This window comes from Nocardia sichangensis (assembly GCF_047200615.1).
GTDB classification, from domain to species: domain Bacteria; phylum Actinomycetota; class Actinomycetes; order Mycobacteriales; family Mycobacteriaceae; genus Nocardia; species Nocardia sichangensis.
Genome location: NZ_JBJZOK010000048.1, coordinates 1 through 26,500 on the forward strand (window position 1 = coordinate 1; position 26,500 = coordinate 26,500).

The 26,500-nt window shown below is 69.4% G+C and carries 25 protein-coding genes and 1 riboswitch; of the genes, 14 read left to right on the forward strand and 11 right to left on the reverse strand.

Going from position 1 to position 26,500, the window contains the following annotated elements; genetic code table 11:
- Positions 1–30 precede the first annotated feature (30 nt).
- The gene (locus tag ACL03I_RS36640; RefSeq protein WP_412808305.1) at positions 31–2,211 is read right to left on the reverse strand and encodes a malate synthase G; all 2,181 of its coding nucleotides are present in this window, start codon (positions 2,209–2,211) and stop codon (positions 31–33) included.
- 242 nt (positions 2,212–2,453) lie between these two features.
- Here ACL03I_RS36640 and ACL03I_RS36645 point away from each other — a divergent pair, with 242 nt between their 5' ends.
- The 3 genes from ACL03I_RS36645 to ACL03I_RS36655 are packed head-to-tail and all read left to right on the forward strand — an operon-like array spanning position 2,454 to position 4,875.
- Positions 2,454–3,194, forward strand: coding sequence for an SDR family NAD(P)-dependent oxidoreductase (locus ACL03I_RS36645; RefSeq protein WP_355078486.1), 741 nt, complete (start codon positions 2,454–2,456; stop codon positions 3,192–3,194).
- Positions 3,191–4,240, forward strand: coding sequence for a zinc-binding dehydrogenase (locus tag ACL03I_RS36650; RefSeq protein ID WP_412808306.1), 1,050 nt, complete (start codon positions 3,191–3,193; stop codon positions 4,238–4,240). The genes ACL03I_RS36645 and ACL03I_RS36650 overlap by 4 nt, the downstream gene beginning before the upstream one ends.
- Positions 4,237–4,875 carry a TetR/AcrR family transcriptional regulator gene (locus tag ACL03I_RS36655; RefSeq protein WP_355078488.1) on the forward strand — a complete coding sequence of 213 codons (639 nt, stop codon included), beginning with the start codon at positions 4,237–4,239 and terminating at the stop codon, positions 4,873–4,875. Before ACL03I_RS36650 ends, ACL03I_RS36655 begins: the two co-directional genes overlap by 4 nt.
- A gap of 208 nt (positions 4,876–5,083) precedes the next feature.
- Here ACL03I_RS36655 and ACL03I_RS36660 read toward each other — a convergent pair whose 3' ends face one another.
- Complete coding sequence (locus tag ACL03I_RS36660) at positions 5,084–5,782, reverse strand: winged helix-turn-helix transcriptional regulator (protein ID WP_412808307.1); 699 nt, start codon at positions 5,780–5,782, stop codon at positions 5,084–5,086.
- Between the two features lie 89 nt (positions 5,783–5,871).
- On the opposite strand from ACL03I_RS36660, the gene ACL03I_RS36665 reads away from it, so the two are divergent.
- From ACL03I_RS36665 to ACL03I_RS36700, 8 genes are all read left to right on the forward strand, one after another.
- A complete protein-coding gene (locus ACL03I_RS36665) occupies positions 5,872–7,011 on the forward strand; it encodes an acyl-CoA dehydrogenase family protein (RefSeq protein ID WP_412808308.1) in 1,140 nt (379 codons plus the stop codon).
- A gap of 81 nt (positions 7,012–7,092) precedes the next feature.
- On the forward strand, positions 7,093–7,629 hold the full coding sequence (locus tag ACL03I_RS36670) for a DM13 domain-containing protein (protein WP_355078492.1): 537 nt from the start codon (positions 7,093–7,095) through the stop codon (positions 7,627–7,629).
- Positions 7,630–7,664: 35 nt separating this feature from the next.
- Positions 7,665–7,892 (forward strand): hypothetical protein, encoded by a 228-nt coding sequence (locus ACL03I_RS36675; RefSeq protein WP_355078493.1) that lies wholly within the window; start codon positions 7,665–7,667, stop codon positions 7,890–7,892.
- Positions 7,893–7,946: 54 nt separating this feature from the next.
- Positions 7,947–8,489, forward strand: coding sequence for an HNH endonuclease (locus ACL03I_RS36680; RefSeq protein ID WP_355078494.1), 543 nt, complete (start codon positions 7,947–7,949; stop codon positions 8,487–8,489).
- A 28-nt stretch (positions 8,490–8,517) separates the two neighbouring features.
- The gene (locus ACL03I_RS36685) at positions 8,518–8,790 is read left to right on the forward strand and encodes a WhiB family transcriptional regulator (RefSeq protein ID WP_355078495.1); all 273 of its coding nucleotides are present in this window, start codon (positions 8,518–8,520) and stop codon (positions 8,788–8,790) included.
- A gap of 178 nt (positions 8,791–8,968) precedes the next feature.
- Positions 8,969–10,573, forward strand: a complete 1,605-nt coding sequence (locus tag ACL03I_RS36690) for a VWA domain-containing protein (RefSeq protein WP_412808309.1) — start codon at positions 8,969–8,971, stop codon at positions 10,571–10,573.
- A 77-nt stretch (positions 10,574–10,650) separates the two neighbouring features.
- Positions 10,651–10,992: an ArsR/SmtB family transcription factor gene (locus ACL03I_RS36695; RefSeq protein ID WP_379255772.1), complete on the forward strand. Its 342-nt coding sequence runs from the start codon at positions 10,651–10,653 to the stop codon at positions 10,990–10,992.
- A complete protein-coding gene (locus ACL03I_RS36700) occupies positions 10,989–11,471 on the forward strand; it encodes an SRPBCC family protein (protein ID WP_355078498.1) in 483 nt (160 codons plus the stop codon). The genes ACL03I_RS36695 and ACL03I_RS36700 overlap by 4 nt, the downstream gene beginning before the upstream one ends.
- Before the next feature lie 25 nt (positions 11,472–11,496).
- Here the strand turns inward: ACL03I_RS36700 and gcvP are convergent, their stop codons facing one another.
- The 8 genes from gcvP to ACL03I_RS36740 form a co-directional block, all read right to left on the reverse strand.
- Entirely contained in the window at positions 11,497–14,307 is a 2,811-nt protein-coding gene (gcvP, locus tag ACL03I_RS36705) for an aminomethyl-transferring glycine dehydrogenase (protein ID WP_412808310.1), read from the reverse strand.
- Between the two features lie 157 nt (positions 14,308–14,464).
- Positions 14,465–14,565: riboswitch (glycine riboswitch) on the reverse strand.
- Positions 14,566–14,667: 102 nt separating this feature from the next.
- Positions 14,668–16,020 carry a M14 family zinc carboxypeptidase gene (locus ACL03I_RS36710; protein WP_412808311.1) on the reverse strand — a complete coding sequence of 451 codons (1,353 nt, stop codon included), beginning with the start codon at positions 16,018–16,020 and terminating at the stop codon, positions 14,668–14,670.
- Positions 16,021–16,132: 112 nt separating this feature from the next.
- Positions 16,133–16,690, reverse strand: coding sequence for a MerR family transcriptional regulator (locus ACL03I_RS36715; RefSeq protein ID WP_067811025.1), 558 nt, complete (start codon positions 16,688–16,690; stop codon positions 16,133–16,135).
- A gap of 187 nt (positions 16,691–16,877) precedes the next feature.
- Positions 16,878–17,351: a bifunctional nuclease family protein gene (locus tag ACL03I_RS36720; RefSeq protein WP_039797829.1), complete on the reverse strand. Its 474-nt coding sequence runs from the start codon at positions 17,349–17,351 to the stop codon at positions 16,878–16,880.
- A gap of 158 nt (positions 17,352–17,509) precedes the next feature.
- A complete protein-coding gene (gene ftsR, locus ACL03I_RS36725) occupies positions 17,510–18,313 on the reverse strand; it encodes a transcriptional regulator FtsR (RefSeq protein ID WP_364436709.1) in 804 nt (267 codons plus the stop codon).
- Positions 18,314–18,406: 93 nt separating this feature from the next.
- Positions 18,407–18,892, reverse strand: a complete 486-nt coding sequence (odhI, locus tag ACL03I_RS36730) for an oxoglutarate dehydrogenase inhibitor Odhl (protein ID WP_043690204.1) — start codon at positions 18,890–18,892, stop codon at positions 18,407–18,409.
- A gap of 168 nt (positions 18,893–19,060) precedes the next feature.
- Positions 19,061–19,459: a glycine cleavage system protein GcvH gene (gene gcvH, locus ACL03I_RS36735; protein ID WP_355078501.1), complete on the reverse strand. Its 399-nt coding sequence runs from the start codon at positions 19,457–19,459 to the stop codon at positions 19,061–19,063.
- Between the two features lie 42 nt (positions 19,460–19,501).
- Complete coding sequence (locus ACL03I_RS36740) at positions 19,502–20,095, reverse strand: CDP-alcohol phosphatidyltransferase family protein (RefSeq protein ID WP_355078550.1); 594 nt, start codon at positions 20,093–20,095, stop codon at positions 19,502–19,504.
- A 219-nt stretch (positions 20,096–20,314) separates the two neighbouring features.
- Between ACL03I_RS36740 and ACL03I_RS36745 the strand changes: the two genes are divergently transcribed.
- From ACL03I_RS36745 to ACL03I_RS36755, 3 genes are all read left to right on the forward strand, one after another.
- Positions 20,315–22,009, forward strand: coding sequence for a GMC oxidoreductase (locus ACL03I_RS36745; RefSeq protein WP_412808312.1), 1,695 nt, complete (start codon positions 20,315–20,317; stop codon positions 22,007–22,009).
- A gap of 50 nt (positions 22,010–22,059) precedes the next feature.
- On the forward strand, positions 22,060–23,448 hold the full coding sequence (locus ACL03I_RS36750; protein ID WP_355078503.1) for a DUF2252 domain-containing protein: 1,389 nt from the start codon (positions 22,060–22,062) through the stop codon (positions 23,446–23,448).
- A 115-nt stretch (positions 23,449–23,563) separates the two neighbouring features.
- Positions 23,564–24,460 (forward strand): nuclease-related domain-containing protein, encoded by an 897-nt coding sequence (locus tag ACL03I_RS36755; RefSeq protein WP_355078504.1) that lies wholly within the window; start codon positions 23,564–23,566, stop codon positions 24,458–24,460.
- Positions 24,461–24,491: 31 nt separating this feature from the next.
- Here ACL03I_RS36755 and ACL03I_RS36760 read toward each other — a convergent pair whose 3' ends face one another.
- The gene (locus tag ACL03I_RS36760; protein ID WP_356968611.1) at positions 24,492–26,444 is read right to left on the reverse strand and encodes an acyl-CoA dehydrogenase family protein; all 1,953 of its coding nucleotides are present in this window, start codon (positions 26,442–26,444) and stop codon (positions 24,492–24,494) included.
- Between the last annotated feature and the right edge of the window lie 56 nt (positions 26,445–26,500).

Genomic DNA, 26,500 nt, shown 5'->3' on the forward strand with positions numbered 1-26,500 from the left:
CGGGACCGGGGGATTCGCGGCGCGCGGAGACTAGACGCAGGCCAGCGCCTTCGCCTCACGGCGACGGCGGTGCAGGATCGGCTCGGTGTACCCGTTGGGCTGCTTGGTGCCCTCCAGGATCAGTTCCTTGGCCGCCTGGAACGCGATGCTGCCCGCGAAGTCCGGCGCCATCGGCCGGTAGTTCCGGTCGCCCGCGTTCTGCCGGTCGACGACCGGGGCCATCCGCTCCAGGCTGGCCACCACCTCATCGGCGCTGACGATGCCGTGGCGCAGCCAGTTGGCCATCAGCTGGCTGGAGATGCGCAGCGTCGCACGGTCTTCCATGAGCGCGACGTCCTTGATGTCGGGCACCTTGGAGCAGCCGACGCCCTGGTCGATCCAACGCACCACGTAGCCGAGGATGGACTGCGAGTTGTTGTCCAGCTCCTGGCGCTTCTCCTCGTCGGTCCAATTCGGCGCGGCGGCCAGCGGGATCTCCAGGATCTCGTCGACGGTGGCGCGGCGACCGCCCTTGGCGATCTCCTGCTGCCGCTTGAACACGTCGACCAGGTGGTAGTGCGTCGCGTGCAAGGTCGCGGCGGTGGGCGAGGGCACCCACGCGGTGTTCGCGCCCGCGCGCGGGTGACCGATCTTCTGGGTGAGCATGTCGGCCATCAGGTCCGGCATGGCCCACATGCCCTTGCCGATCTGCGCCTTGCCGGGCAGGCCGGCGGCGAGACCGGTGTCGACGTTCCAGTCCTCGTAGGACAGGATCCACTGCTGGGACTTCATGTCCGCCTTGCGGACCATCGGCCCGGCCTCCATGGAGGTGTGGATCTCGTCGCCGGTGCGGTCCAGGAAGCCGGTGTTGATGAACACCACACGTTCGGCGGCGGCCTGGATGCAGGCCGCGAGGTTCACCGTGGTGCGGCGCTCCTCGTCCATGATGCCGACCTTGAGCGTGTTACGGCTCAGCCCGAGCACGTCCTCGATCCGGCCGAACAGCTCGTCGGTGAACGCGACCTCGTCCGGGCCGTGCATCTTCGGCTTCACGATGTAGACCGAGCCGGTGCGGCTGTTCTTCAGCTGCACGTCGTCGGCCAGGCTGTGCTTGGCGATCAGCGAGGTGATCAGCCCGTCCATGATGCCCTCGGGCACCTCGTTGCCCTCGGCGTCCAGGATGGCGTCGGAGGTCATCAGGTGACCGACGTTGCGCACGAACAGCAGCGAACGGCCGTGCAGCGTGAGTTCGCCGCCGTCCAGCGCCGTGTACACGCGGTCGGGGTTCATGGTGCGGGTGAAGGTCTTCTCGCCCTTGGTGACCTTCTCCGCGAGGTCGCCCTTCATCAGGCCGAGCCAGTTCTGGTAGCAGAGCACCTTGTCCTCGGCGTCCACAGCGGCGACCGAGTCCTCGAAGTCCATGATCGTGGTGACCGCGGACTCCAGCACGACGTCCTTGACGCCCGCGGTGTCGGTGCTGCCGATCGGGGACTGCGGGTCGATCTGGATCTCGATGTGCAGACCGTTGTGCTTCAGCAGCACCGAACTCGGCGCCTCCGGATCACCGAGGTAGCCGACCAGCTGGGAGGCGTCGGCCAGACCGATGCTGGTGCCGTCCTCGAGGCCGACCTCGAGCTCGCCGTCGACGATCTTGTAGGACGTCGAGCCGATGTGCGAACCGGTGATCAGGGTGACCGAGTCGTCGAGGAAGTTGCGCGCCCACTCGATGACCTTGTCGCCGCGCACCTTGTTGTAGCCGGTGCCCTTCTCCGCGCCGCCCGCCTCGGAGATGGCATCGGTGCCGTAGAGCGCGTCGTAGAGCGAGCCCCAACGCGCGTTGGCGGCGTTGATCGCGAAACGGGCGTTCATCACCGGCACCACGAGCTGCGGGCCCGCGGTCGCGGCGATCTCCTCGTCGACGTTCTGGGTGGTGATCTGGAAATCGGCGGGCGCGGGCCGCAGGTAGCCGATGTCGGTCAGGAAGTTCTTGTAGGCGGCCTTGTCGTAGTTCGCGCCGGGGTGCTCCGCGTGCCAGGCGTCGACCTTGCCCTGGATCTCGTCGCGTTCGGCCAGCAGAGCGCGGTTGCGCGGAGCGAGATCATTGATGACCTGCTCGGCGCCGGCCCAGAACGCGGCGGAATCCACGCCGGAACCGGGGAGCGCCTCGTTCTCGACGAACTCGTGGAGAACGCGTGCCACCTGGAGCCCGCCGACCTGAATCCGCTCTGTCATCTACTGCCTCACTTCCGAGAAAACCGAGTGGGAAAACAGTGTCATGTTACCCGTGGGTAGCGGTGTAACCGCGCGCCGGGTCGCCCATGCCTGTGCCCGAATCCGTCGCCACGCCGAGGCGAGCTGTTCGTTGCGCCCGGCGGGTCGTGAGCCGTCGGCGGTCGGCCGGACAGCCCCTTGATCGTAACGCGCGCCGGATTTAATGTACTGATCGGAACATTTTCGGAGATGCAGGAGTCAAGGTGCCACTCACCGACAAGGTCGTTGTCGTCACCGGGGGAAGCCGGGGGCTGGGCAAACAAATGGTGCTCGCGTTCGCCGAAGCGGGCGCGGACGTGGTGATCGCAAGCCGCAAGCTGGACGGCTGCGCCGCGCTGGCCGATGAGGTGACCGAGCGGTTCGGCCGCCGCGCCCTGCCGGTGGCCTGCAACGTCAGCGACTGGTCGCAGTGCGACGCCCTGGTGCAGACCGCCTACGACACATTCGGCCGGGTGGACGTGCTGGTCAACAACGCGGGCCTCTCGCCGCTGTACCCCAGCCTGGACCAGGTCACCGAGGCGCTGTTCGACAAGGTCATCGGCGTGAACCTCAAAGGACCGTTCCGGTTGTCCGCTCTGATCGGCAGCCGGATGGCGGCCGACGGCGGCGGCTCGATCATCAACGTCTCCTCGATCGAGGCGATCCGGCCGGAACCCTTCGCGGTCCCCTATTCGGCGGCCAAGGCCGGTCTCAACGCACTGACCGGAGGGCTGGCCCAGACGTTCGCGCCGAACGTGCGGGTCAACACCATCCAGTGCGGGCCTTTCGAAACCGACATCGCCACGGCGTGGCCGGACGAGCTGCGCGCGGAACTCACCAGACACAATGCCCTGCGCCGGGTCGGCAGGCCGGAGGAGATCGTCGGTGCGGCGCTGTTCTTCGCCACCGAGGCCTCGGCGTTCTGCACCGGCGCCACCCTCCCGATCGACGGAGGATGGCGATGAAGGCGCTGACTTATGACGGACCGCGACAGATCTCGTACGGCGACCGGCCCGATCCCGCGCTGCCCGGCCCCGACGGCGCGATCGTCCGGGTCACCGCGGCGGGCATCTGCGGCAGCGATCTGCACATCTACGCCGGACACGGATTCGTCGCTGGCGCCGGTTACGGCGTCGGGCACGAAGCCGTCGGCGAGATCGTGGAAGTGGGGCCGTACACCCGCGGGTTCTCCGTCGGCGACCGCGTGCTGGTCGCCGCCTCGGCCGGTTGCGACAGCTGCGCGCAGTGCCGCGCCGGGATCGTCACCGCGTGCGCTCGCCATCCGCTGCCGGTGGATGCCTGCTACGGGCTCGGCGGCGCACTGGCCGGATGCCAGGCCGAGCTGCTCGCCGTCCCGCACGCCGCGGGCAATCTGGCGAAGTTGCCCGACGAGGTGAGCGACACCGCCGCCGTCGTGCTCACCGACAACGCGCCCACCGCGTGGTACGGGGCCCGGCGCGCCCGGATCGCGCCGGGCGACACCGTGGTGGTGATCGGGCTCGGCCCGGTCGGTCTCATGGCGGTCCAGTCCGCGTTCGCGATGGGCGCGGCGCGGGTACTCGGCGTCGACCTGCTGGCCGAACGCCGCAAGCGCGCCGCCGAGCTCGGCGCTGAGCCGGTCGAATCGGACGATCCGAAGCAGGCGATCCGCGAAACGCTGCGCGGCGGAGCGGATGTCGCGATCGAGGCGGTCGGGGCCGACGAAACCATCAAGCTGGCGATCAGCGCCGTCGGGCACGGCGGCCGGGTCAGTGTGATCGGCGTGAGCCACAACCGCGCCTACCCGTTCCACATGATGGCGGCGCAGGTGAAGGACCTCGAATTCCACATCGGGCTGTGTTCGATCCAGTACGAACTGCCCGCGCTGCTGAAGCTCACCGCGGGCGGCAGGCTGCGGCCCGAGGCGGTGGTCACCCACCACCTTCCGATGTCCGACGGGTCCGCCGCCTACCGGATGTTCGCCGAGCGGGCCGACGGGGTGGGCAAGATCGTGCTGGACCCGTCGAAATGACCGCACCGTCCCGTAGGCGGGGCCGTCCGCCCGCGGCCGAATCGACCGCGAGCGACACCAGGGCGCGGATCGTGCGGGCCGCGATCGACCTGTTCGCCGAACGGGGCTTCCACGGCACCGGTGTGGCCGAGGTCGGCGAGCGCGCCGACGTGCAGCGCGGCGCTCTGTACTACCACATCGGTTCCAAAGAAGAGCTGCTCTGGCAGATCCTGCGCGACTACACGCAGCTCATGTTGACCGAGGCCGAACAGATCGCCGACGGGCCCGGCGATCCGGTCGCCAAGCTGCGCAAGCTGATCGACAGTCACGTGCGGCTGATCGTGCGGCATCAGCGCGAGGTGGCCATCCAGCTACGCGACGTCGGCGCGCTCACCGGCGAGCGCGCCGCGCAACTGCAAGACCTGCGCGACCGGGTGCAGCAGTGCTGGCAACGCGTCATCGACGCCGGTCACGCCGAGGGGCTGTTACGCACCGACGACCACGTGGTCACCAACAGCGTGCTCGGCATGTTGAACACGGTGTCGTTCTGGTACCGCCCGCACGGCGGCCGCTCCCCCGGCGAGATAGCCGACATCCTCGCGACCACTTTGCTCGACGGCGTGGTGACCGGCACCGCGCGGGACACGAAAGGCTGACCAGGGCTTGGGATTTCGAGGCCTACCCGGAGCACCGGCGGAAGCTGGACTCGGCCGCGGAGTTCGTCCGCACCGAAGAAGAACTACGCCCCGGGCGACCCGGTGTATCCGAGCGGGGGTACCGGCCGCGCTGCGCGAGAAGGCCCGCGAACTGGTGGCCCAGCGCCTCGAGCGCATCGGCGGGAATCTCTGAGCAGGCCGCCGGAGTTCAGGATGCGCGCTGAGTGGTGGCGTCCGGGTGCGACGTGTCCGCGTACCCGGCGACGGGGCTGAGCCGCAGCACCGAGGGCATCCGGCGGGTGAGCGCGGGCGTGCCGGTGAACGCCACCCGGCCCGTCCGCAGCGCGTGCGCCAGCGGCAGCCGCCCCAGCCACACCTCGTACAGCGAGGCGACATCGGAGCTGATCGCGACGTCAACGGGATAGCCGGGATCGGATTCGCACACCGAGGGCACCCCCGCCTCGATCACGATCCAGAATCGGCGCAGGTCGTCGGTGAAACGCACGTGCAGCACGTGGCGACGGCCCGGGAACGACGAGGTGTCGACCCTGGTGTGCATCCACCACACCAGCAGAGCGGGGTCACGCTCGTCCTCGCGCGGCGTGCCGAAGGTCCAGCGCGCACTCCATTCGCCGAGGTCGAACAGGATGGGCTCCAGTTCCCGCCCGGCGTCGGTGAGCAGGTACTCGCCGACCAGTTTCTCCACGAGCCCGGCTCGCTCGAACTGCCGCAGGCGTTTGGCCAGCAGGCTGCGCGACAGGCCGGGCAAGCCGCGCGCGAGGTCGTTGAACCGGGTGGTGCCCAGCAGCAGGTCGCGCAGGATCAGCAGTGACCAGCGCTCGCCCACCACGTCGAGTGCCCGGGAGATCAGGCAGTACTGGCCGTAACTCGGCGTCGAAATCGTCATGGCACCTCGCGAACGCGGTCTCGGTTCTGGACCGGGGCGGTCCACTTTCTGCACTATCCGGTTATCGCGGCCGTTCCTAACTTCGAAACATGACCACTACAGCTCCTGCCCCCACCGACACCACAACCGACTGGATCGCCAGCGCACGCCGCGTCGGCGAGGCTCTTCATCCCGAGGTCGCCGCCCGCGACCACTCCGGCGAGATCTCTCTCGCCGCGTTCGATCTCCTGCGCGAGAGCGAACTGTCCGCGGCGCTCGTCCCCGCCGAGTTCGGCGGCGGCGGGGTCACCCACCGCGAGATGGGCGCGATCCTGCGCGAGCTGGGCCGCCACGACCCCTCCACCGCGGTCGCCTTCGCGATGCACACCCACCTGGTCGCCGCCCAGGTGTGGCGGCACAACCACGGCATCGATGCCGCACCACTGTTCGCCAAGGTGGTCGCGGGTGCGATCCTGGTCAGCACCGGAGCATCGGACTGGGTCGGCTCCAACGGCCGCGCCGAGCGGGTCGACGGCGGCTACCGGGTGCACGCGCGCAAAGCGCCTGCCAGCGGATGCGAGGCGGGCACCGTCCTGGTGACCAGCGTGCGCTGGGATGACGCACCCGACGGCCCGCAGGTGCTGCACTGCGCCATCCCGTTCACCGCCGACGGCGTACGGATCGAGAAGACCTGGGACACTTTGGGTTTACGGGCGAGCGGTTCGCACACCGTGGTGCTCGAGGATGTGTTCGTGCCCGACGCGGCGGTATCGCTGACCCGCCCGGCATCGGTGTGGCCGCCGTTGCTGAACGTCGTGATCGGCGCGGCGATGCCGCTGGTCATGGCGGCCTACCTCGGTATCGCCGACGGCGCGGTCGATATCGCGACCACGCTCGCCGCCGGGCGGGCCGACGCGCCGACCGTCCAATTGGCCGGCGAGATGGCCACCGCGCACACCACCGCGGGCGACCTCGTCGACGCCATGTTCACCGGATCGGAGAACCTGCACTTCGCCAACACCGATCAGTACGCGAGCCGGACGCTCAGCCGTAAGACCGCCGCGGCGGACGCACTCGTGCACACCGTGCGCCTCACCATCGAAACCGTTGGCGGACTCGGCTATTCGCGCGACTGCGAGCTGGAGATGCGCTACCGCGACGTGCACGGCTGCCTGTTCCACCCGCTGCCGCGGGCCAAGCAGACCCACTTCACGGGGCACGTCCTGCTCGGACACTCCCCGATCGGATGACGTTCTTCCGTCGACGCCACCCCCCGCTCGCCCCCATAATCGGATGGGGGCGAGTTTCCCCGAACACTCCGAGGAGAATCCATGGCGTCCGCACGGGGCATCGCTCGATCGCCGATCACCTGGGCCGTCGTGGCGTTGCTGATCGTGGGTCTGGGCGCGGGACTGGCCGTTTTCCAGCCATGGCGGCTGTTCACCGACACCACCGTGCAGGAGGCCGCACCGTCGGCATCCCCGGCGCCGGGTCCGGGCGGGACCGAAGCCCAGCCGCGCACCATCGCCCGGGGCAGGTTCATCTCGCACGAGCACGCCACCGCGGGCACCGTCGCGGTCCTGCGACTGGCCGACGGCAGCAGAGTGCTGAGACTGGAAGACCTCGACACCTCCGACGGCCCCGACCTGCACGTCTGGCTCACCGACGCGCCGGTGCGCGAAGGCCGCGACGGGTGGTTCGTCTTCGACGACGGCAGTCACACCGACCTGGGCAGGCTCAAAGGCAACCAGGGCAACCAGAACTACCCCATCCCCGCCGACGCCGACCTGGCCCGGTTGACCAGCGTCGCGATCTGGTGCGACCGGTTCAACGTCTCCTTCGGCGCCGCCGAACTGCGACCGGCCTGACCGCCGGGACCACCCTCCGTAGCACCGCCCAAAAAATGACCCGACAACGGCGGGTGCGCTGTGCCACCATGTGTTTCGACACCGGCCACCACCTCGAGGTGGCCGCCGAGCAGTGGAGAGGAGGGGCGGCAGTGATTCCGGAGACGACGAAGCGAATGAATACCCTCGCGGCGCGATCGTCGGCCGCGGGCGACGCGATCGGCAGGCCGTTGCGCGCACGGCGCGGCGAACCGGTCGACAGCCGCCTCCAGATCCTCGGCTGATCGCCGCATCGCTCTCCTCCTTCGCTCGAATTCGCACGAAACATGGTGATTCCCATGACGTTCCGCCGTGCCGCCGATCAGGCGACAACCGCAGACAACTGGATACACAGCGGGGTACTCGTCCTGAACGCCTCCTACGAGGCGCTCGACGAGATCAAAGCCGACCGGGCCGTCGTGCTGCTGGTCGCCGGCGCCGCGGAGACCGTGGCCGACCGCAGGCCGCACTTCCCGATCCGGTCACGGCACGTGGAAATCGCTCTGCCACAGACCATTCGGTTGCTGCGCTACGTCTACCTCGAGCACGCCGTGCTGGTGCACGACGAGAGCAGGGCAACCCTGGCGGGCGTGCTGCGTCGCGACCGGAACCGGTGCGGCTACTGCGCCGGGTGGGCGCGCACCGTGGACCACATCCGGCCGCGGTCGAGGGGCGGCCCGAACACCTGGGGCAACCTCGTGGCCTGCTGCGCGCCGTGCAACACGGCCAAGGCGGACCGCACCCCGGAGGAGGCGGGCATGCGCCTGCTCTGGGAGCCGAAGGCCCCTACCCATCGGATCCGGCAGCAGCGCCGGATCTGGAAGCAACTCGCCGCGACCTGACCACGAGCCGAGAAAGGAGAAGATCGCGATGACGAGCGCCGAGACCACCGCCGTCGCGGAGCCGACCCTGGCCGACCTGCTCCCGCTCTCGGATTCCCGAGGGTGGCACCGGGCGGCCTGCCGCGGCGACCCGAACCACGAAGCCTGGTTCCCGTACCCGTCACAGGACTTCGACTACGCCCGGGAAGTCTGCGCGCGCTGCCCGATCCGGGATGCCTGCGGTGACTTCGCCGCGCGCACCGGGCAATCCGGCGTCTGGGGCGGGCACGAGTTCGACCGCGGACGGGTGATCCGCCACTGAGCGGTCCCGCCGTCGTGCCGTGCGGCACGGCGGCGGGCCAACACGACCGCGCGCACCCGCGCCGGTATCGGGGAGCCTCGCCGACTTCGTTCGGCGCCGCTGACCATACACTGACCGCGTGGGCACTCATCGCAGCGCAACCAGATCCCGGGGCGTCAGCAAAGGTCCGGTTATCGCAGTGGTCGTCGTTGCGTTACTGGCCGCGATCGTCGTCGTCTGGTTCCAGTTGCGCGATCGCGCGGCGCACCAGGACAGTGCGGCGGCGGCCGAATGCGTCGAGGGGCCCGCGACACTCTCCGTGACGGCCGATCCCGGCATCGCCGCGCAGGTGCGGGCCGCCGCGGACAGCTACAACGCCACCCGGCCGAAAGTACGCGACCACTGCGCGCGGGTCGAGGTGACCGCACAGCCGTCCGCGGCCGTCATCGCCGCGTTCACCAGCGGCAAGCCATGGGACAAGGCGCTCGGCCCGCAGCCGGCGCTGTGGATCGCCGATTCGACCCGTTCCATCGAGTCCATGCGGGTGCCCGGCCTGATCGAGGGCACACCGGTACCCATCGCCACCAGCCCGATCGTGCTCGCGGTGCCCGAGGACCTGCGTCGCGCGCTGGAGCAGGCCGACGTGTCCTGGGCCGACCTGCCGCGGCTGCAGCAGGGCTCGCTCGCCGATGTCGGCCTGAACGGATGGGGCGGGCTACGGATGGCCCTGCCCGCGGGTGACGCCACGCTCGCCGCGGCCACGGCGGTCGGCTCCGCGGTCTCGGGCGCGGAACCGCTCAGCGAGCAGGCGGCGCAGTCCGGTCAGGTGGTCGCCGCGATCTCCGGGCTCGCCGCCGACGCTCCCGAGGCGTCCGACACCACGGCCGCGCTGACCGAGCTCACGGCGCAGGACGCGCCCATGCACGCGATAGCCGCTACCGAGCAGCAACTGAAGGGTCTGCCCGGCGTCGTGGCGTTCCGCCCCGCCGGGTCCGCACTCGTGGCCGATTACCCGGCCGCGTTGATGTCCGGCGCGTGGGTGGACAAGACGCAGAATCTCATCGCCGGACGGTTCACCGACTATCTACGCAAGCCCGAGCAGGCGCAGGCCTTCGTCACGGCGGGATTCGCCGCCGCGCCGCAGACCGCGGCCGCCGTCCCGCCCCGTGGCGCGCTCGACAAGGTCCGCGCCACGCTGGCGAATCCGGTACTCGGCGTGCGCTCCACCGTCCTGGTCGACGTGTCGGCGTCGATGGGGACGGCGGAGGGCGCCACGACGCGTCTGGCGAACGTTCTGGCCGCGCTGAATTCCACGATGACGGTCATGCCGCCGGACTTCGGACTCGGCGTGTGGACCTTCGGCAAGAACCTCGACGGCACTACTCCGTACCGGGTGGCCGCCGCCACCGCCCCGCTGACCACCGACCAGCGCACGAAGATCGGCACCGCGCTGACCGCGGTGCGCCCGAGCGAGAGCCGGTCGGATCAGGCTTACCCGTCCCTGATCGCGGCGTACAAGAGCGCCGTCGCCGGGTACACGCCGGGCCGCACCAATTCGGTGCTGCTGATCACCGACGGACCCGACGACGATTCCACGGTCACCGGCACCCAACTGGCCGCGGACATCGCCGCGGCGACCGACCGCACCCGGCCGGTGCGCGTCGACGTCATCGTGGTCGGCGGCAGCGGCACCCAGACCCTCCAGGCCCTGGCGCGGCAGACCGGCGGGAACTACACCCGCCTGGCCACCTCCGACGACATCGGCTTCGGCTCCGCGGTCGTCCAGGCGCTCACCACGCCGTAGCGCGCCGCCCGCGCGAAGACAGAACTGCCGCCTCGCACTATAGACAGCCGCTATTGGTAAGTCTAAACTTACGGTTCGTGGGGACTTACCGAGATGCGGCGCTGGCCGCGCTGGGTGACCCGACGAGGCGGGCGATCTTCGAGCGCCTCGGCAAGGGGCCGTGCGCGGTAGGGCAGCTGGCCGCGGATCTGCCGGTGAGCAGGCCCGCGGTATCGCAGCACCTCAGGGTGCTGGAGCAGGCCGGATTGGTGACCCACGAGGCGGTCGGCACCCGCCGGGTGTACCGCTTGAATCCCACCGGTATCGACGCGCTGCGCGTGTACTTCACGCGGTTCTGGACCACCGCGATGTCGGCTTTCCAGGACGAAGCAGGCCGGAGGGCCGCCGAAGAACGAGCTACCGACCAGGAGCAGTCATGACACAGCAGGCCAGCGACAAGGACGTACGCGTCGAACTCGTCGTCGACGCACCCATCGAGACCGCCTACGACGTGTTCACCACCGGCATCGACAGCTGGTGGCCGCGCGAGCACCATATCGGCGCGGGCCGGCTCGCCGAGGAGGTGATCGAGCCGCGCGTGGGCGGCCGTTGCCTCGGTCGCGAGGACGACGGCACCGAATGTCCATGGGGCACCGTGCTGGTGTGGCAGCCGCCGACCCACTTCGCGTTCTCCTGGGCGATCGGCCTGGACTGGAAGCACGAACCGGATCCGGAGCGGGCCAGCCGCGTGGATGTCACCTTCTCGGCGGTCGCTCCCGACCGCACCGCCGTCACGCTGGTGCACTCCGGCTTCGATAAGCACGGACCGGGCTGGGAGTCCATGCACGACGCCGTGGGCAGTCCGGGTGGTTGGCCGGACCTGGCGAACACCTATGCAAAAGTGGCCGCCACGCGGTGAGGTCGATACGCGACCGGACCGGCGGTCAGTCCGCGTACGCCTCCAGCGGTGGACAGGCGCAAACCAGGTTCCGGTCGCCATAGGCGCCGTCGATCCGGCGCACCGGCGGCCACACCTTCGCCCTGGCATGCCCGAGACCTCGGGGATACACGGCGACTTCCCGGCTGTAGGGGTGTTCCCACTCCCCCACCAGCGACGCCGCGGTGTGCGGCGCCCCACGCAGCGGGTTGTCGGTCACCGGCCACACGCCCGCGGCGACCTGGGCGATCTCCGCGCGGATCGCGATCATCGCCTCGATGAAATCGTCCAGCTCGGCGAGGTTCTCGCTCTCGGTGGGCTCCACCATCAACGTACCGGCCACCGGAAAGCTCATGGTCGGCGCGTGGAACCCATAGTCCGCCAAGCGTTTTGCCACATCGTCGACGGTGACGCCGGTTCGCTTGGTGATCTCGCGCAGGTCCAGGATGCACTCGTGCGCCACCATGCCGCGCTCGCCGGTGTAGAGCACCGGGAAGTACTCGTCCAGCCGCCGCGCGATGTAGTTGGCCGAAGCGATCGCCGACAGCGTGGCGCGGCGCAGCCCATCGGCGCCCATCATGCGGATGTAGGCCCAGGTGATCGGCAGAATGGAGGCGGAGCCGTACTTCGCGGCCGACACCGCGTGCGACCCCGCTTCCAGCGGGTCGCCGGGCAGATACCGCGCCAGGTGCGCGCGCACCGCGACCGGACCGACGCCGGGACCGCCGCCGCCGTGCGGGATGCAGAACGTCTTGTGCAGATTCAGGTGGCTCACGTCGCCGCCGAAGCGGCCCGGCCGGGCGAGGCCGACCAGGGCGTTCAGGTTCGCGCCGTCCACGTAGACCTGACCGCCCGCGTCGTGCACCAGCGCGCACAATTCGGCGACCTCGTGCTCGTAGACGCCGTGCGTGGACGGGTAGGTGATCATGATGCAGGCCAGGCGATCGGCGTGATCGGCGATCTTGGCGCGCAGGTCGTCGAGATCGACGTCGCCGTTGGCGCGACACTTCACCACCTCCACGCGCAGCCCGGCCATGGCCGCCGACGCCGCGTTGGTGCCGTGCGCGCTGGACGGGATGAGACAGGTGTCGCGGTGGGTGTCGCCGCGATCGAGGTGGTAGCGCCGGATCGCCAGCAGCCCCGCGTACTCGCCCTGGCTGCCCGCGTTCGGCTGCAAGCTCACCGAGTCGTAGCCGGTGATGTCCGACAGCCACCGTTCCAGGTCCGCCACCACCCGCAGCAGGCCGGGCGCGTCCTCGACCGGCGCGTAGGGATGCACGCGCGCGAAACCAGGCCAGGTGATGGCCTCCATCTCCGCGGTGGCGTTGAGCTTCATGGTGCAGGAGCCGAGCGGAATCATGCTGCGGTCCAACGCGATGTCCTTGTCGGACAGTGCGCGCAGATACCGCAGCATCGCCGTCTCGGTCCGGTACTTCGTGAACGCGGCGTGCGCCAGGAACTCCGAGGTCCGGCTCTCGATCGCCGCGACCGGCGCGGGCGCCCCCGGCTCGGACGACACCGCGGTGCCGAAGGATTCGAGCACGGCCGCGACATGCGCGTCGGTGGTCGCCTCGTCGCAGGCGATGCCGACGTGGTCGGCGTCCACCAGGCGCAGATTGATGCCGCGCGACTTCGCTTTCGCCACAACGGCTTCCGCGCCGCCGGGCACGTGCGCGAGCACCGTGTCGAAGAAGCTGTCGTGCACCACCGCGCCGTCCAGCCCGGCCGCGATCGCCGCGGCGTGCGCGTGCACCCGGCGGGCGATCGCCCGCAGCCCTTCGGCACCGTGGTAGGAGGCGTACATCGCGGCCACGACGGCCAGCAGCACCTGCGCTGTGCAGATGTTGGAGGTCGCCTTCTCCCGGCGGATGTGCTGCTCGCGGGTCTGTAAGGCGAGCCGGTAGGCGACGGCGCCGTCCGCGTCCACCGAGACGCCGACCAGGCGGCCGGGCAGCTGGCGGGCCTGCGCTTGCCGCACCGCGAGGTATCCGGCGTGCGGGCCGCCGAAACCGAGCGGGACACCGAAGCGCTGGGTGGTGCCGAAGCATACGTCGGCGCCCTGCTCACCGGGCGGCGTGATCAGCGTCATCGCCAGCAGATCGGCCCCGACCGCGACCAACGCGCCCCGATCGTGTGCCGCGGCGATCAACTCGGTCAGGTCCACGACGCGACCGGAAGCCCCGGGAGTCTGCGCCAGCACACCGAAGAACTCTCCGTCGGGCAGCTCTCCGGCGGACAGGTCCGCCTCCACGATCTCCAGGCCCAGCGGCTCGGCCCGGGTGTAGAGCACCGTTCTGGTCTGCGGGAACAGGTCGCGGTCGATGATCAGGCGTGCAGACTTCGATCGGCCCGCCCGGCGCAGCAGTGTCATGGCCTCGGCGGCCGCGGTGGCCTCGTCCAGCATCGACGCGTTGGCGACGTCCATGCCGGTCAGCTCCGACACCATGGTCTGGAAGTTGAGCAGCGCCTCGAGCCTGCCCTGGCTGATCTCGGGTTGATAGGGCGTGTAGGCGGTGTACCAGGCCGGATTCTCCAGCAGATTGCGCACCAGCACCGGCGGGGTCAGCGTGTCGTAGTAACCCAGCCCGATCATCGAGGTGGCCACGGTGTTGGTCCCGGCGAGTTCGGCGAGTTCGGCGAGCACCTCGTGCTCGGAGCCCGCCGCGGGCAGCCCGGCCAGGCCGTCGCGGTCCAGGATGCTCGCGGGCAGCGCGACGGCAGCCAGCTCGTCCAGCGACGACACGCCGACGACGTCCAGGATCCGGGCCAGTTCCTCCCGGTCGGGTCCGATATGGCGGTCGGCGAACGAGCGAGTCACAACAGCTCCCAAGGTCGGGCGGGGTCGACCAGGCGGTCGACGGGTACCGGCCCTCCCCCTCTGTCGTGGCGCCTGAGAGATTCGGGTCCCGCGACCGGTGGCCGAGACCCTTTCCCCATGGGCGGGCGGCTCGAAGCCGCCGCTTTCCAGAGGCGTCGAAGCCCGCACGGTCCTTTTTGCCTGAGAGATTGACGGGGAGGTGCTGCTCCTTCGGCGCTCGGACTCGTTTCCGGACCGAGGCTCTCCCGCACGGCGGCGACGCACCGTCAGTCTAAGCCGACGACACGCCGGAGCGCGCCACCGGACCCCGCGCGCACCGTGTCGTTCTCGTCACTCGGGGGACCGAGCGGGCATCACCCGTCAGATGGCGAGTCCGGCGCGCAGCCGCGCAGCCGCCAGCACGATCGACTCCGCTTGGACGCCCACCAGACGGGCCAGCGGCACCGCGACACCGGGTGCGTTCAGCTCTACATCGGTGCACCATTGATCGAATACCGCGGCGAACCGGTCGCGCTCGGCGGCCAGCGCCGTACCGCCGCCGAGCGCGTATTCGTCCTCCAGCAGGCGCAGCAGCATGCCGCCCAGCCGCAGGCGCAGCATCGCGGTCCAGTCGTACTGCTCGACGAAGATCTCGCCCCGGGTCGCGATCCGATTTCGTTGCGGCACCGACTGTCTGCTCACGGCGAGACCCGGCAGCCCGGCGACCAGCGCACGCACCGACCGTTCGAACGGGCTGCGACCGCTCAATGTGCCGTCGACGCGAGCGAGCACCTCGGAGGCGACCTCGGCCATGGCCCGGTAGTCGGCGGCGGTGGCGTCGAGCAGGTCGCCCAGCACTCGGTCGCCCGCCGAACCGTCGCCGATCCGCGAGTCCACCCAGAGCGGCAATTCGCAGACCAGGATCGCCGTGCCGTAGCGCGCCGCGTAGTCCCGGCAGCCGCCCCCGCCCAGCGCGGTGACCGAGTCGAGGCCCTGGGCCGCCAGCAGATCCGCCATCGCCTCGAACAGCGGCAGCTCGAAGACTCCCGGAGCGAGCGTGCGGGCGCCCGGCGCGTCGGGTTCGCCCTGGTAGATCGGCACGCCGGCGGCGGAGAGGCCTGCGGTCAACGCCGACCAGTACCCGGGATCACCGCCGGAGGTGTAGAAGAAACCGCCGCCGAACTCCGCGTTGTGCAGGGAGGCGATCAGCGCGGGCCGCGTGCGGTCGATCAGCGCCATCATCGCCTTCGTCTCCGGCAGCGGCACCCCGACGCGCCGGCCGCGCCATTCGGTGGGGAAACACCATTCCGGTTGTTCGGCCGCGGGCGGCCGGTAGAAGCCGCGGGCGACGCCGGTTCTGGTGTGCGGTCCGGCGAACCACCCCTCGTTCAACCGCGTTCCGTCCGGATCTACGCACAGCAGGAAATGCCACGTGGCGCCCACGGTCACCGTCTCGTCCGCGGCCATCCGGCCGAGCAGATGGCGAATCGTGGCCATGCCGATGGGCTCGTTCGGATGCGGATTGCCGAAGACCAAGATATGCCGGTCGCCGGATCCGACCGTCACCTCCCGAATCGGGTCACCGCCGCGCGAACGTCCTAGCTCAGTGATCGAGATCCGGTCCGGATGACCGGCCGCGAGAGCGTCGGCGAAGGCATTCAGTTCGTCGACGGTCGGAAACGCGTCGATCCGCTCGATCGGCCCGACGAGCCCGGTGATATCGCGTGCCTGCACCGCGCCCCCTCTCGCTGCCGCCCCGGCCCTTGCCCGCCGCCGACGGCGCTGTCACGCACCACGGCCGGGGAGGCTGCACGCCTTGCCCGGCCGTGAAAGCGTTGTGCGAATCCTAGCCCGTCTTGCGGTTCATCCGCGCCTTACGACGGAACGACAGCTCGTCCTCCGGACGCTCGGTGATCGCCGACGCGCGCTCCGCAGGGAAGTTCGCGATGGCGCCGGTCAGCTCGCGCATGGCGCCGCTCACGGCGATCCCGAACACACCCTGCCCGCCCTGCAGTAAATCGACGACCTCCTCGGCCGACGTGCACTCGTACACCGAGGTGCCGTCGGAGAAGAGGGTGATTCCCGCCAGGTCCTGCACGCCGCGGCTGCGCAGATGATCGACGGCGATCCGGATGTTCTGCAGCGAGATGCCCGCGTCGAGCAGCCGCTTGACGATCTTCAGGACCAGGATGTCCTTGAACGAGTACAGCCGCTGGCTACCCGAACCCGCGGCGCTCCGGATGGAAGGCACCACCAAACCGGTGCGCGCCCAGTAGTCGAGCTGCCGGTAGGTGATTCCGGCTACCTGACACGCACTGGGAACGCGATAGCCGACCATGTCGTCAGGTACCGAGTCGTCGGGGAACAGTCCTGGCTGTACCACATCCTGCGATTGCTCTGCCACTGACCACTCCCTTGCTTCGCCGACGCATTCCCAGCCTCATCGATGACCCGGCGCCGTCACCGACCGAATCGGTGCGGATTCGGCCGAAACGGTCGTGGCCCAACTGTCGAGATTACTCCCCACGATTGTCCAGCCCGCGGCGTCATCGAGCCAAACGCGACGCGCGGGGAAAGTCTCGACCTCTACTTCAGCTATCGGTCGCCTTGAAGTCGTCGGGAGACACCGACTCCAGGAATTCCTTGAACTTCTCCACCTCGTCCTCGCGCTCGTCCGGCATGACGAGACCGGCTTCCTCGAGAACCGACTCCTCGGCATGGATCGGGCAACCCACCCGCAAGGCGATCGCAATCGAATCCGATGGCCGCGCCGAAATCCGCAGATCGTTCTCGAAGACGAGATCCGCGTAGAAGGTGCCCTCCTGCAGATCGACGATCCGCACTTCCTTCAATGTGTGCCCCAGCTCGGTGATCAGGATCTTGATCAGGTCGTGGGTCAGCGGGCGGATCGGGGTCACCCCCTCCTGCTCGAGGACGATCGCCGTCGCCTCGGCTTGCCCGATCCAGATCGGCAGATACCGGTCGCCCGCCACTTCGCGGAGCAACAGCACGGGCTGGTTCTGTGGCTGCTCGACACGGATGCCGATCACGCGCATTTCGCTCATCGCACTGCCTCCCATACTCGCCGCCGGCCCGGCATGACCGCCGCAGAGCTCGCCGTACCACGAGTCTAGGCGAACCCGCACCGGTCCAGCGATCCGTCTGCACAGCAGAAATCAGGGTGTCCGTCGCCGGAACCTACGGACCGTGGCCCCTCGGGGGGTCAGCCCCCGAGCGAGCCCCGGACCGAGGACTTGACCAGACAGGTGTGCAGGGTCAGCGACAGCGCGGCCAGTTCACGCACCGTCTCTTCCGCGCGGGCGCGCGCACCCGCGTCCCGGCTCTTCGCGATCGGGGCGACGATCTGCGCCACGAGCGCGGCCTCCCGGTCGGCGGCAAGCTTGAACGCACGCAGATGCCGTGCCTCCAAACCGAATTCGGCCATCGCCCGCGCGGTCTTGGCCAGCGTGACCGCGTCCGCGTCGAAGTACCCCGCCGGGCCGGGTGTGATCAGATTGGCCCGGATGAGGTCGCCCAGGAACTTCTCCTCGATCCCGGCCTGGTCGAGCAGATCGGCCCGGGTGACCCGGATTTCGTGATCGAACCGCAGATCATCCGGGGAGATCTCGCTCGGCACGACGCCGAGCCTACGAGGCGCGGCCACCGGGCGCACGCCACGTTCGGAAGCACCCACGGCCGGTTCCGCATCGGGCGTGCCGCGCCCGGACTCCGGCGCACCAGGGCGGACGGAATGCGCTCGGGCGCGGGCTTCCCGCACACCGAGCGTCGCCGCACCGCTATCGATTGCCTCGAGCTGCTCCTTGATCACCTTCAGCGGGAGGTATTGATCGCGCTGCGCGGTCAATACGAACCGGAGCCGTTCCACATCCGCCACGGAGAACCTGCGGTAGCCCGAAGGCGTCCGCTCCGGCCGGATCAGGCCCTCCGCTTCCAGGAAGCGGATCTTGGAGATGGTGACGTCGGGAAAGTCGGGGCGCAGCAGGTCGAGCACGGAGCCGATCGACATCCCTCCGCGTGCCCACTGCGCCGCACCGGTCACAGCGCCAGGTCCTTCATGACTCCGAGCCTTTCATGAGTGCGCGACCCGGCACCGACGCCGTCATAGACTCCCCGCGCCCGCCGACGAGTCGGTCACCTGGGCGCGCGGTCCGGTGAGGAACACCAGCCGGAACTTGCCGATCTGGACCTCGTCACCGTTCTGCAGTTCGGAGGAGTCCACCGGCTCCCGGTTCACATACGTGCCGTTCAGGCTGCCCACGTCGACGACCTGGAAGGAATCGTCGTCCTGACGGAACTCGGCGTGCCGACGGCTGACGGTGACGTCGTCGAGAAAGATGTCACTGTCGGGGTGGCGCCCCGCCGACGTGGTCGGCTGATCCAGCAGGAACCGCGAGCCCGCGTTCGGGCCGCGCTTGACGACCAGAAGGGCCGCGCCAACGGGCAGACCCTCGACCCCTTGGACCGGCTGTTCGCCGGTCGGCTCTCCGGAGCGCGACGCGTCGACCTCGTTCAGGAAATCCGCGCGGAAGACCGACGTCGTCTCGGCCGCGGTCTCCCCGTAACCCGGGTCTTTGTTCTCGCTCACCGTTTCTCTCCTCCTCGAACCTGATTATCCCTGCAAGCAGGTGATACCTCTGGTACCACGACCTGCCGTCGAGTCACTAGATTCCCGGCACAGCCGCCGGGTGCATCTGTTGGCATTGACCGTACCCTGCCGGGCCGCACCCGTGCAGGTAGAACTGGGAAGGCTGCTTCAGCCCCCGATAACTCCTTGATAACCTGCGGCATCCAGCAGTTCACCGAGCGTCGCGTCGAGACTCGCCGCATCGCCCACCTCCAACTCGAACAGCCATCCGTCACCGTAGGGATCGGCGTTCAACGTCTCCGGCTCCGAGTTCAGCAAGTCGTTCACCGCAACGACTTTCGCGCTCAGCGGCGCGTAGATGTCGGACACGCTCTTGGTCGACTCCACCTCCGCGATGCTGTCCGCGGCGACCACCTCCGCGTCCGCCTCGGGCAGCTGCACGAACACAACGTCACCGAGTTGAGACTGGGCGTAGTCGGTGATGCCCACCCGCACCCGGGTCGGCGCGATCCGGCGTACCCACTCGTGCTCCTCGGTGTAGCGCAGATCCTCGGGGGTCTGGGTCACAGGCCGTCCTTTCGTTTGAACGTTGCACGCAAACTCTATCGGCTACGCCGTCCGGTGCCCCACAGCCGGTATCGCTCTTGCGACCGCGATGGCTTTGCCGGTGTACAGCACGCCGGTCCAGACGTAGACCGCGGTGCCCCAGATCAGTAGTGCCCCGCCGAAGGCGCGCCCGAAACCGGCGGCAGCCCAGTCCATCTGCCCCGCCAGCAGCCAGGGCAGCGCGGACATCAGCGCGAAGGTGGCCGCCTTGCCCAGGTAGATCACCTCCGGCGGGGGCAGATCGCGGCGCTTGTACACCGACAACGTCGCGGTCAGCACGAGGTCGCGGCCGACCAGGATCGCCGCGACCCACCACGGGATCAGGCCGCGGATCACGAAAGCCGCCAGCGTGGCGACCAGATAGAGCCGGTCGACGAACGGATCCAGCAGTGCTCCCAGCCGTGAGGACTGCCCCAGCAGCCGGGCGAGTTTGCCGTCCAGGAAGTCGGTGACGCCGCTGACGACCAGCAGGGCGAACGCCCAGCCATCGGCCCGCTCGATCAGCAGCAACCACAGGAACAGCGGGACGCCCAACAGGCGCAGCACGCTCAGCACGTTCGGCACGGTCAGGATGCGGTCGGCGAAGACTCCCCGCACTCCGCCGTCGGCGGCGCGTTCCTCCGGTTGGGCTGTGCCCGATTCGGTTGTCACGCCCCGTGCATACCCCACCGACCCCGTTCCTCGCCATCTTCGCGGGCCGAATTTTCCGGATATCGACGCGGCATGCCCGTGCGAGGATGGTTTCCGCCACAGCGCGACGGTGACAGAATGATTTGGAATATTTCTCACTATGTGGCCGGTGAGCGAGAGGAAGTCATGTCCGCATTCGACTACGACGTGGTGGTGATCGGCTCCGGCTTCGGCGGCAGCGTCAGCGCCCTGCGGCTCACCGAGAAGGGTTACCGCGTCGGGGTGCTCGAGGCAGGCCGCCGATGGAACGCCGAGGACATCCCGCGCACGAATTGGAATGTGCGCAAATCGATCTGGGCGCCGCGCCTGGGCCTCACCGGTCCGCAGCGGATCAGTCTGCTCGGCAAGTGCGCCGTGTTCTCCGGCGCCGGGGTCGGCGGCGGCTCGCTGATCTACGGGAACACGCTGTACGAGCCCCTGCCGAACTTCTACACCGACCGACAGTGGGCGCACATCACCGACTGGCGCGCGGAACTGGCGCCGTACTACGACCAGGCCAAGCGCATGCTCGGCGTCGCGCCCAACCCGCGCACGACCCCGGCCGACGAGGTGATCCGGGAGATCGCCGAGGACCTCGGTGTGGCCGACACCTACCATCCGACCGATGTCGGCGTGTTCTTCAACGAGAGCGATCCGGGCACGGAGGTCGACGATCCCTACTTCGGCGGCGCGGGTCCCCGCCGCAACGGCTGCGTGCACTGCGCGCGCTGCTTCACCGGGTGCCCGCACAACGCCAAGAACACCACCACCACGAACTATCTCTACCTGGCCGAACAGGCCGGTGCGCAGGTTCACCCGCTGACCACGGCCACCGCCGTGCGGCCGCTGCCCGGCGGCGGATACGCCGTCGACACCGAGCGCTCCGGCCGCTGGATCCGCAAGCAGCGCAAAACCTTCACCGCCGAGCAGGTGGTGTTCGCCGGCGCCGCGCTCGGCACCCAGAAGCTGCTGCTCGAGATGCGGGACGACGGCGTGCTGCCGCACCTGTCGCCCCGGCTCGGCGAACTGACCCGGAGCAACTCCGAGGCCATCCTCAACGTGGTCAGCCGCGCCCGCCGCGACTTCGCCGAGGGCATCGCGATCACCTCATCGATCCACCCGGAGCCCGACACCCACGTCGAGGTGTGTCACTACGGCAAGGGTCAGAACGCGCTGTTCCCGATGTCGGTGCCGATCGTGGACGGCGGCGCGTTCCGCTTCCTGCGCTTCCTGCTGGCGATCCTGCTGCACCCGCTGGTGTTCCTGCGCAGCCTGAACGCACGGCACGCCTCGGAGAAGTCGGTGATCCTGCTGATCATGCAGTCGCTGGACAACTCGCTGACCTCGTTCCGCCGGCGCGGGCGGCTGCGCACCAGGCAGGGCACCGGCGAGCCGAACCCGACCTGGATCCCCCTGGCCCACGACATCGGCAGACGGTTCGGCGCCAAGGTCGACGGCGACACCCACGGGCTGATCATGGACGTGTTCGACATCCCGGCCACGGCCCACTACATCGGCGGATGCGTGATCGGCGAGAGCCCGCGCAGCGGCGTGGTCGACCCGTACCAGCGGGTCTACGGTCATCCCGGCCTGCACGTGGCGGACGGCTCGGCGGTGACCGCCAATCTCGGCGTGAACCCGTCGCTGACGATCACCGCGCAAGCCGAGCGCGCGATGGCGTTCTGGCCCAACCGCGACGAACCCGACCCGCGGCCGGAACTGGGGTCGGCCTACCGGCGCATCGCTCCGGTGCCGCCGGCGCGACCGGCGGTGCCCGCCGAGGCGCCGGGCGCGCTGCGGTTGCCGATCGAGCCCGCGTCGCCCCGTACCCAGGTGAAGTGAGGCCGACACCACGCGGCATGAACGGTCGCTGGCGGCTAGCGTGATCCGTTGTGTCAGACAGTGGTATCGATCTGCGCTCCTACGTGCCCGCGGAGGAGGTGCGCGCCCGCGGACGCGCGTTGCGTGAGCGGGTTCCGGTCAGCGCAAGGGATCGGGCGGCCACCGGAGTACGGCGTCCGAGCGTGCTCGATTTCGTCGAGATGAGCAATGCGGGCAGGCTGGAGCACCTGATACCGCTGCGGATCGGGCGGATGATCGCCTCACCGTTCACCTTCTATCGGGGCGCGGCGGGGTTGATGGCGGCCGATCTGGCAGGTGGCCCGGACAGTGGGCTCACCGCCCAGCTGTGCGGTGACGCGCACGCGGCGAACTTCGGCCTGTACGGCACCGCGCGCGGCGAGATCATCATGGACATCAATGATTTCGACGAGACTGTCCCCGGTCCGTGGGAGTGGGATCTGGAGCGCCTCGCGGCCAGCCTGGTACTGGCCGGGCGGGAGGCGGGCGCCGACGAGGACGAGTGCCGCACCGCCGCGCGCGACGCCGCCCGTTCTTACCGCCTGGCCGTGGCGGATCTGGCCGCGATGCCGTTCATGGCGTCCTGGTCCGCGCTGCCCGACGAGTCGGTGCTCGCCAGGGCCGAGGCCGATGACCTGCTCGACGACTTCAAGAAGGCGGCCAAGAAGGCGCGCAAGAACACCAGCGCCAAGGTGGTGGCCAAGTGGACCGAGCACCTCGAGGATCACCAGACCGGTATCCGCAAGCACCGCTTCGTCAGCGATCCGCCGATTCTGACCGCCGTGGACGAGCGCGTCGCGGAGGCGGTGATCGGCGGGCTGGAGCGCTATGCCGACACCTTGCCCGAGTCGCGGCGCAATCTCCTGGCCCGGTTCGCCGTGTCCGACATCGCGTTCCGGATCGTCGGGACCGGCAGCGTCGGGCTGCGCAGCTATCTCGCGCTGCTGCACGGCAACGACGGCGAGGCGCTGGTCCTGCAAGTGAAGCAGGCCGCGGCAGCGGCGCTCGCCCCGTTCCTGCCGACGGCCGCCGTACGGCACGAGGGTGAGCGAATCGTGCGAGGCGCCAGGCTTGTTCAGTCCGAGTCGGATCTCCTGCTCGGGTGGACGTCCCTCGACCCGGTCGGCGACGGCGTCGAAATGCCGTTCATCGTCCGGCAATTCCGCAATATGAAGGGCGGCATCGATCCCGCCGAGTTGCCCGCGGACGACCTCGACGACTACGGGCGGCTGGCGGGCGCGCTGCTGGCCAGGGCCCATTCCCGGTCGCTGGATCCGCGCTTGCTGTCGGGATATCTGGACGGCGACGAACGCTTCGACGACGCGGTCGCCGCGTTCGCGGTGCGTTACGCCGACCGCACCGAAGCCGACCACGCCGAACTGGCCGGTGCCGTGCGGGCGGGCCGGATCGCCGCCGAGTAGCCCGGCCGCCGCGCCTTTCGCCCGACACGCCGTCCGTCGGCACGGGCGCGGCGAATCCGTTGCGGCACCTCGTATCCTGTCCACTGTCGAGTGTCGACGTGAAGGGTGGCCGCCAATGCTCGTGCGAGTCCAGAACGCCGCAGGTACCAATGCCGAGCGGGTGCTGATCGATTGGCTGCGCACCTGGAAGGACCCCGGGAGTCCGCACGGTGTCGCGACGATCACCTGCAGCTTGTTCCACAAGGATCGGCTGCACCAATTCGACGCCGTGGTCTGGACCCCGACCAGCTGCGTGGTGATCGAGGCCGATGCACTGGTCGCCCGCCAGGATGGCGTGCTGGAGGTCCCGCTCAACGGCGAGTGGACGATCAACGGCGAGCCGGTGGCGATGGAGAGCCGCGACCGCAGCACGCCGCTGGACAAATCCCGCGAGCACACTTTCGCGTTGCAGGAATGGCTGGCCGCCCGCGGCCTCGGGCAGCGGGTCGTGCACGGCGTCGCGCTGCTCGTCCCGCTGTCGGGCGCCCAGTTGCGACTCGAACAGCGGTGGGCCGATCCGAGTTTCGACGTGATCATCGGCGACGACCCGGGCCGGCTGCGGCACTACTTCGACTCGCTCGCCACGGAGGAGAAGTTCCTCTGGACGGCCAACGACGTCGCCGTCGCGTTCCGCGGTCTCGGCATCCTGCCCTACCTGCCCGCGCCGCAGGAACTGCTCAACGAGGGCTTTCTCGGCCCGATCGACATCACGCTCTGGCACGGTGGGCCCAACCAGGCGCAGGCCGAGGCCTACGCGGAGGAACTCGCGCAGGCCGAGCGGGAAGCGCAGGCGTCCGCCTTCGTCATCCGGGCGCCCTGGTACAGCCCGTGGAAGCTGTATCCACGCGAGTCCGGCGACCTCGACTTCGGGCGCGCGGTGATGCGCACCGTCCTGGCCATCGGCATGATCGTCGCCTTCGTCTGGGTCGTGTGGTTCGTGGTCACCGCGCTCACGGCGTACGGACCGGGCTGAGCGGCCGCCGACGGGGGCGACCGCCCTGCCGCTAGGACGACGCCGAGATCGGCTGGTCCCGCTGGAAGACGCTCGCGTCGTCGAGCATGGCCGCGCGCAGCATCCGCTCCGGCACGCCCATGGCCTCGACCAGGGTCGAAGCGTGCGGACGCAGCCGGTCGACCAGTTCGTTGACGCCGCGGCGCACCGCCTTCGCCCGGTCCACCGACATGAACCGGTGCATGATGTACCAGGCCTGGTTCTCCTCGATGGTGGAGTAGACGAACAGGTCGCACATCCAGTCGGCGAGTTCACGCGCGGCCGGGTCCTCGATGTCGGAGATCCCCTCGATGAACGCCTCCAGCACCAGCCGGTCGATGTGCGCCGAGCCCGCTGCCAGGATGTGGTCTTGGGCATTGTTGAACGCCTCGAACGGGCCGGTCTCCTCGGCCCTGGCGCGCAGCCGGTGCGCCGCGGTGCGGACCAGGTAGTCCTCGCGGTCGGCGAACAATTGCAGTTGCACCGCCCGGCGGGACAGATCGCCCTCATCGATGGAATCGTCGCCGCGGTCACGGAGGGTCTGGATCAGCTGGCGCACGCCCGAACGCTTGCGCACCACGTCACCGGCCATGGTCGCGGCGAAGCGCACCCAGCCCAGGGCGTCCAGGTCGCGCACCTCGTCGGCGTAGGCGGTGAGCAGTTCCTTGGCCACCAACTGGGTGAGCACCACGTTGTCACCTTCGAAGGTGGTGAACACGTCGGTGTCGGCTTTCAAGGTCACCAGCCGATTCTCCGTGAGATAACCCGCGCCGCCGCACGCTTCGCGGCACTCCTGGATGGCGCGGGTGGCGTGGTTGGTCTGCGCGACCTTGAGGCCTGCCGCGCGCTTCTCCAGTGCGCGCTGTGCGCCCGGCTCGAGATTCTGGCCGGTCTGCACCAGGTGCATCCGCCGCACCAGGTCGTTCTGCGCGAACGCGAGCGCATACGACTTCGCGACCAGCGGCAGCAGACGGCGCTGGTGGCTGCGGTAGTCCAGCAGCACGGTTTCCACCCCGGTGTCCGGGTCGGAGAACTGGCGGCGCAGCAGCGCGTAGCGCACCGCGATGCTCAAGGCGACGCGCGCGCCCGCCGCCGCGGCGCCGCCGACGCTCACCCGGCCGCGCACCAGGGTGCCGAGCGTGGTGAAGAACCGGCGGCTGGGGTTGTCGATTTCGGAGCTGTAGGTGCCGTCGGGGGCGACGTCGGCGTAGCGGTTGAGCAGGTTCTCCCGGGGCACGCGCACGTGATCGAAGACGATGCGCCCGTTGTCCACGCCGGGCAGGCCGCCCTTGAGGCCGTCGTCATAGGTGGTCACGCCGGGCAGGTCGGCGCCGTTCTCGTCGCGGATGGGCACCAGCAGGCAATGCACGCCCTTGTTCTCGCCCTGCGTGATCAGCTGCGCGAAGACCGCGGCCATCCTGGCGTGTTCGGCCGCGCCCCCGATGTAGTCCTTGCGCGCCGACGGCGTCGGCGAGTGCACCACGAACTCTTGGGTCTGCGGGTCGTAGGTCGCCGTGGTCTCCAGGTTCGCGACGTCGCTGCCGTGCCCGGACTCGGTCATCGCGAAGCAGCCGAGCAGATCCAGCGAGATCAAGCGCTCGATGAACTCCCGGTGCCGTTCGGTGCCGAGATTCTCCACGGCGCCGCCGAAAAGACCCCACTGCACGCCCGATTTCACCCACAACGACAGATCCGCGTACGCGAGCATCTCCAGGCCGACCACCGCCGCGCCCGGCTCACTGGTACCGCCGTTCTCCCGGCGGAAGCCGCGCTCGGCGAACCCCATCGTGGAGATCGCCTTCATCTGCTCGAGCACGCGCGCCCGGGCGGCCTTGTAGTCCTGGTAGGGATCGGCGGTGAACTCCTCCCCGGCCAGCAAGGTCCTGGCTTCGTCCCGGACGGCCGCCCAAGGGCCGTCGAGTGCCGCGCGTAGGTGGTCCGCCGTCGTTGCCGTGCCGCTAGTCATGTCTCGACGATAGCCCCGTACACGGGCGGCAAACCGTGATGCGCGACAAGTCGGCG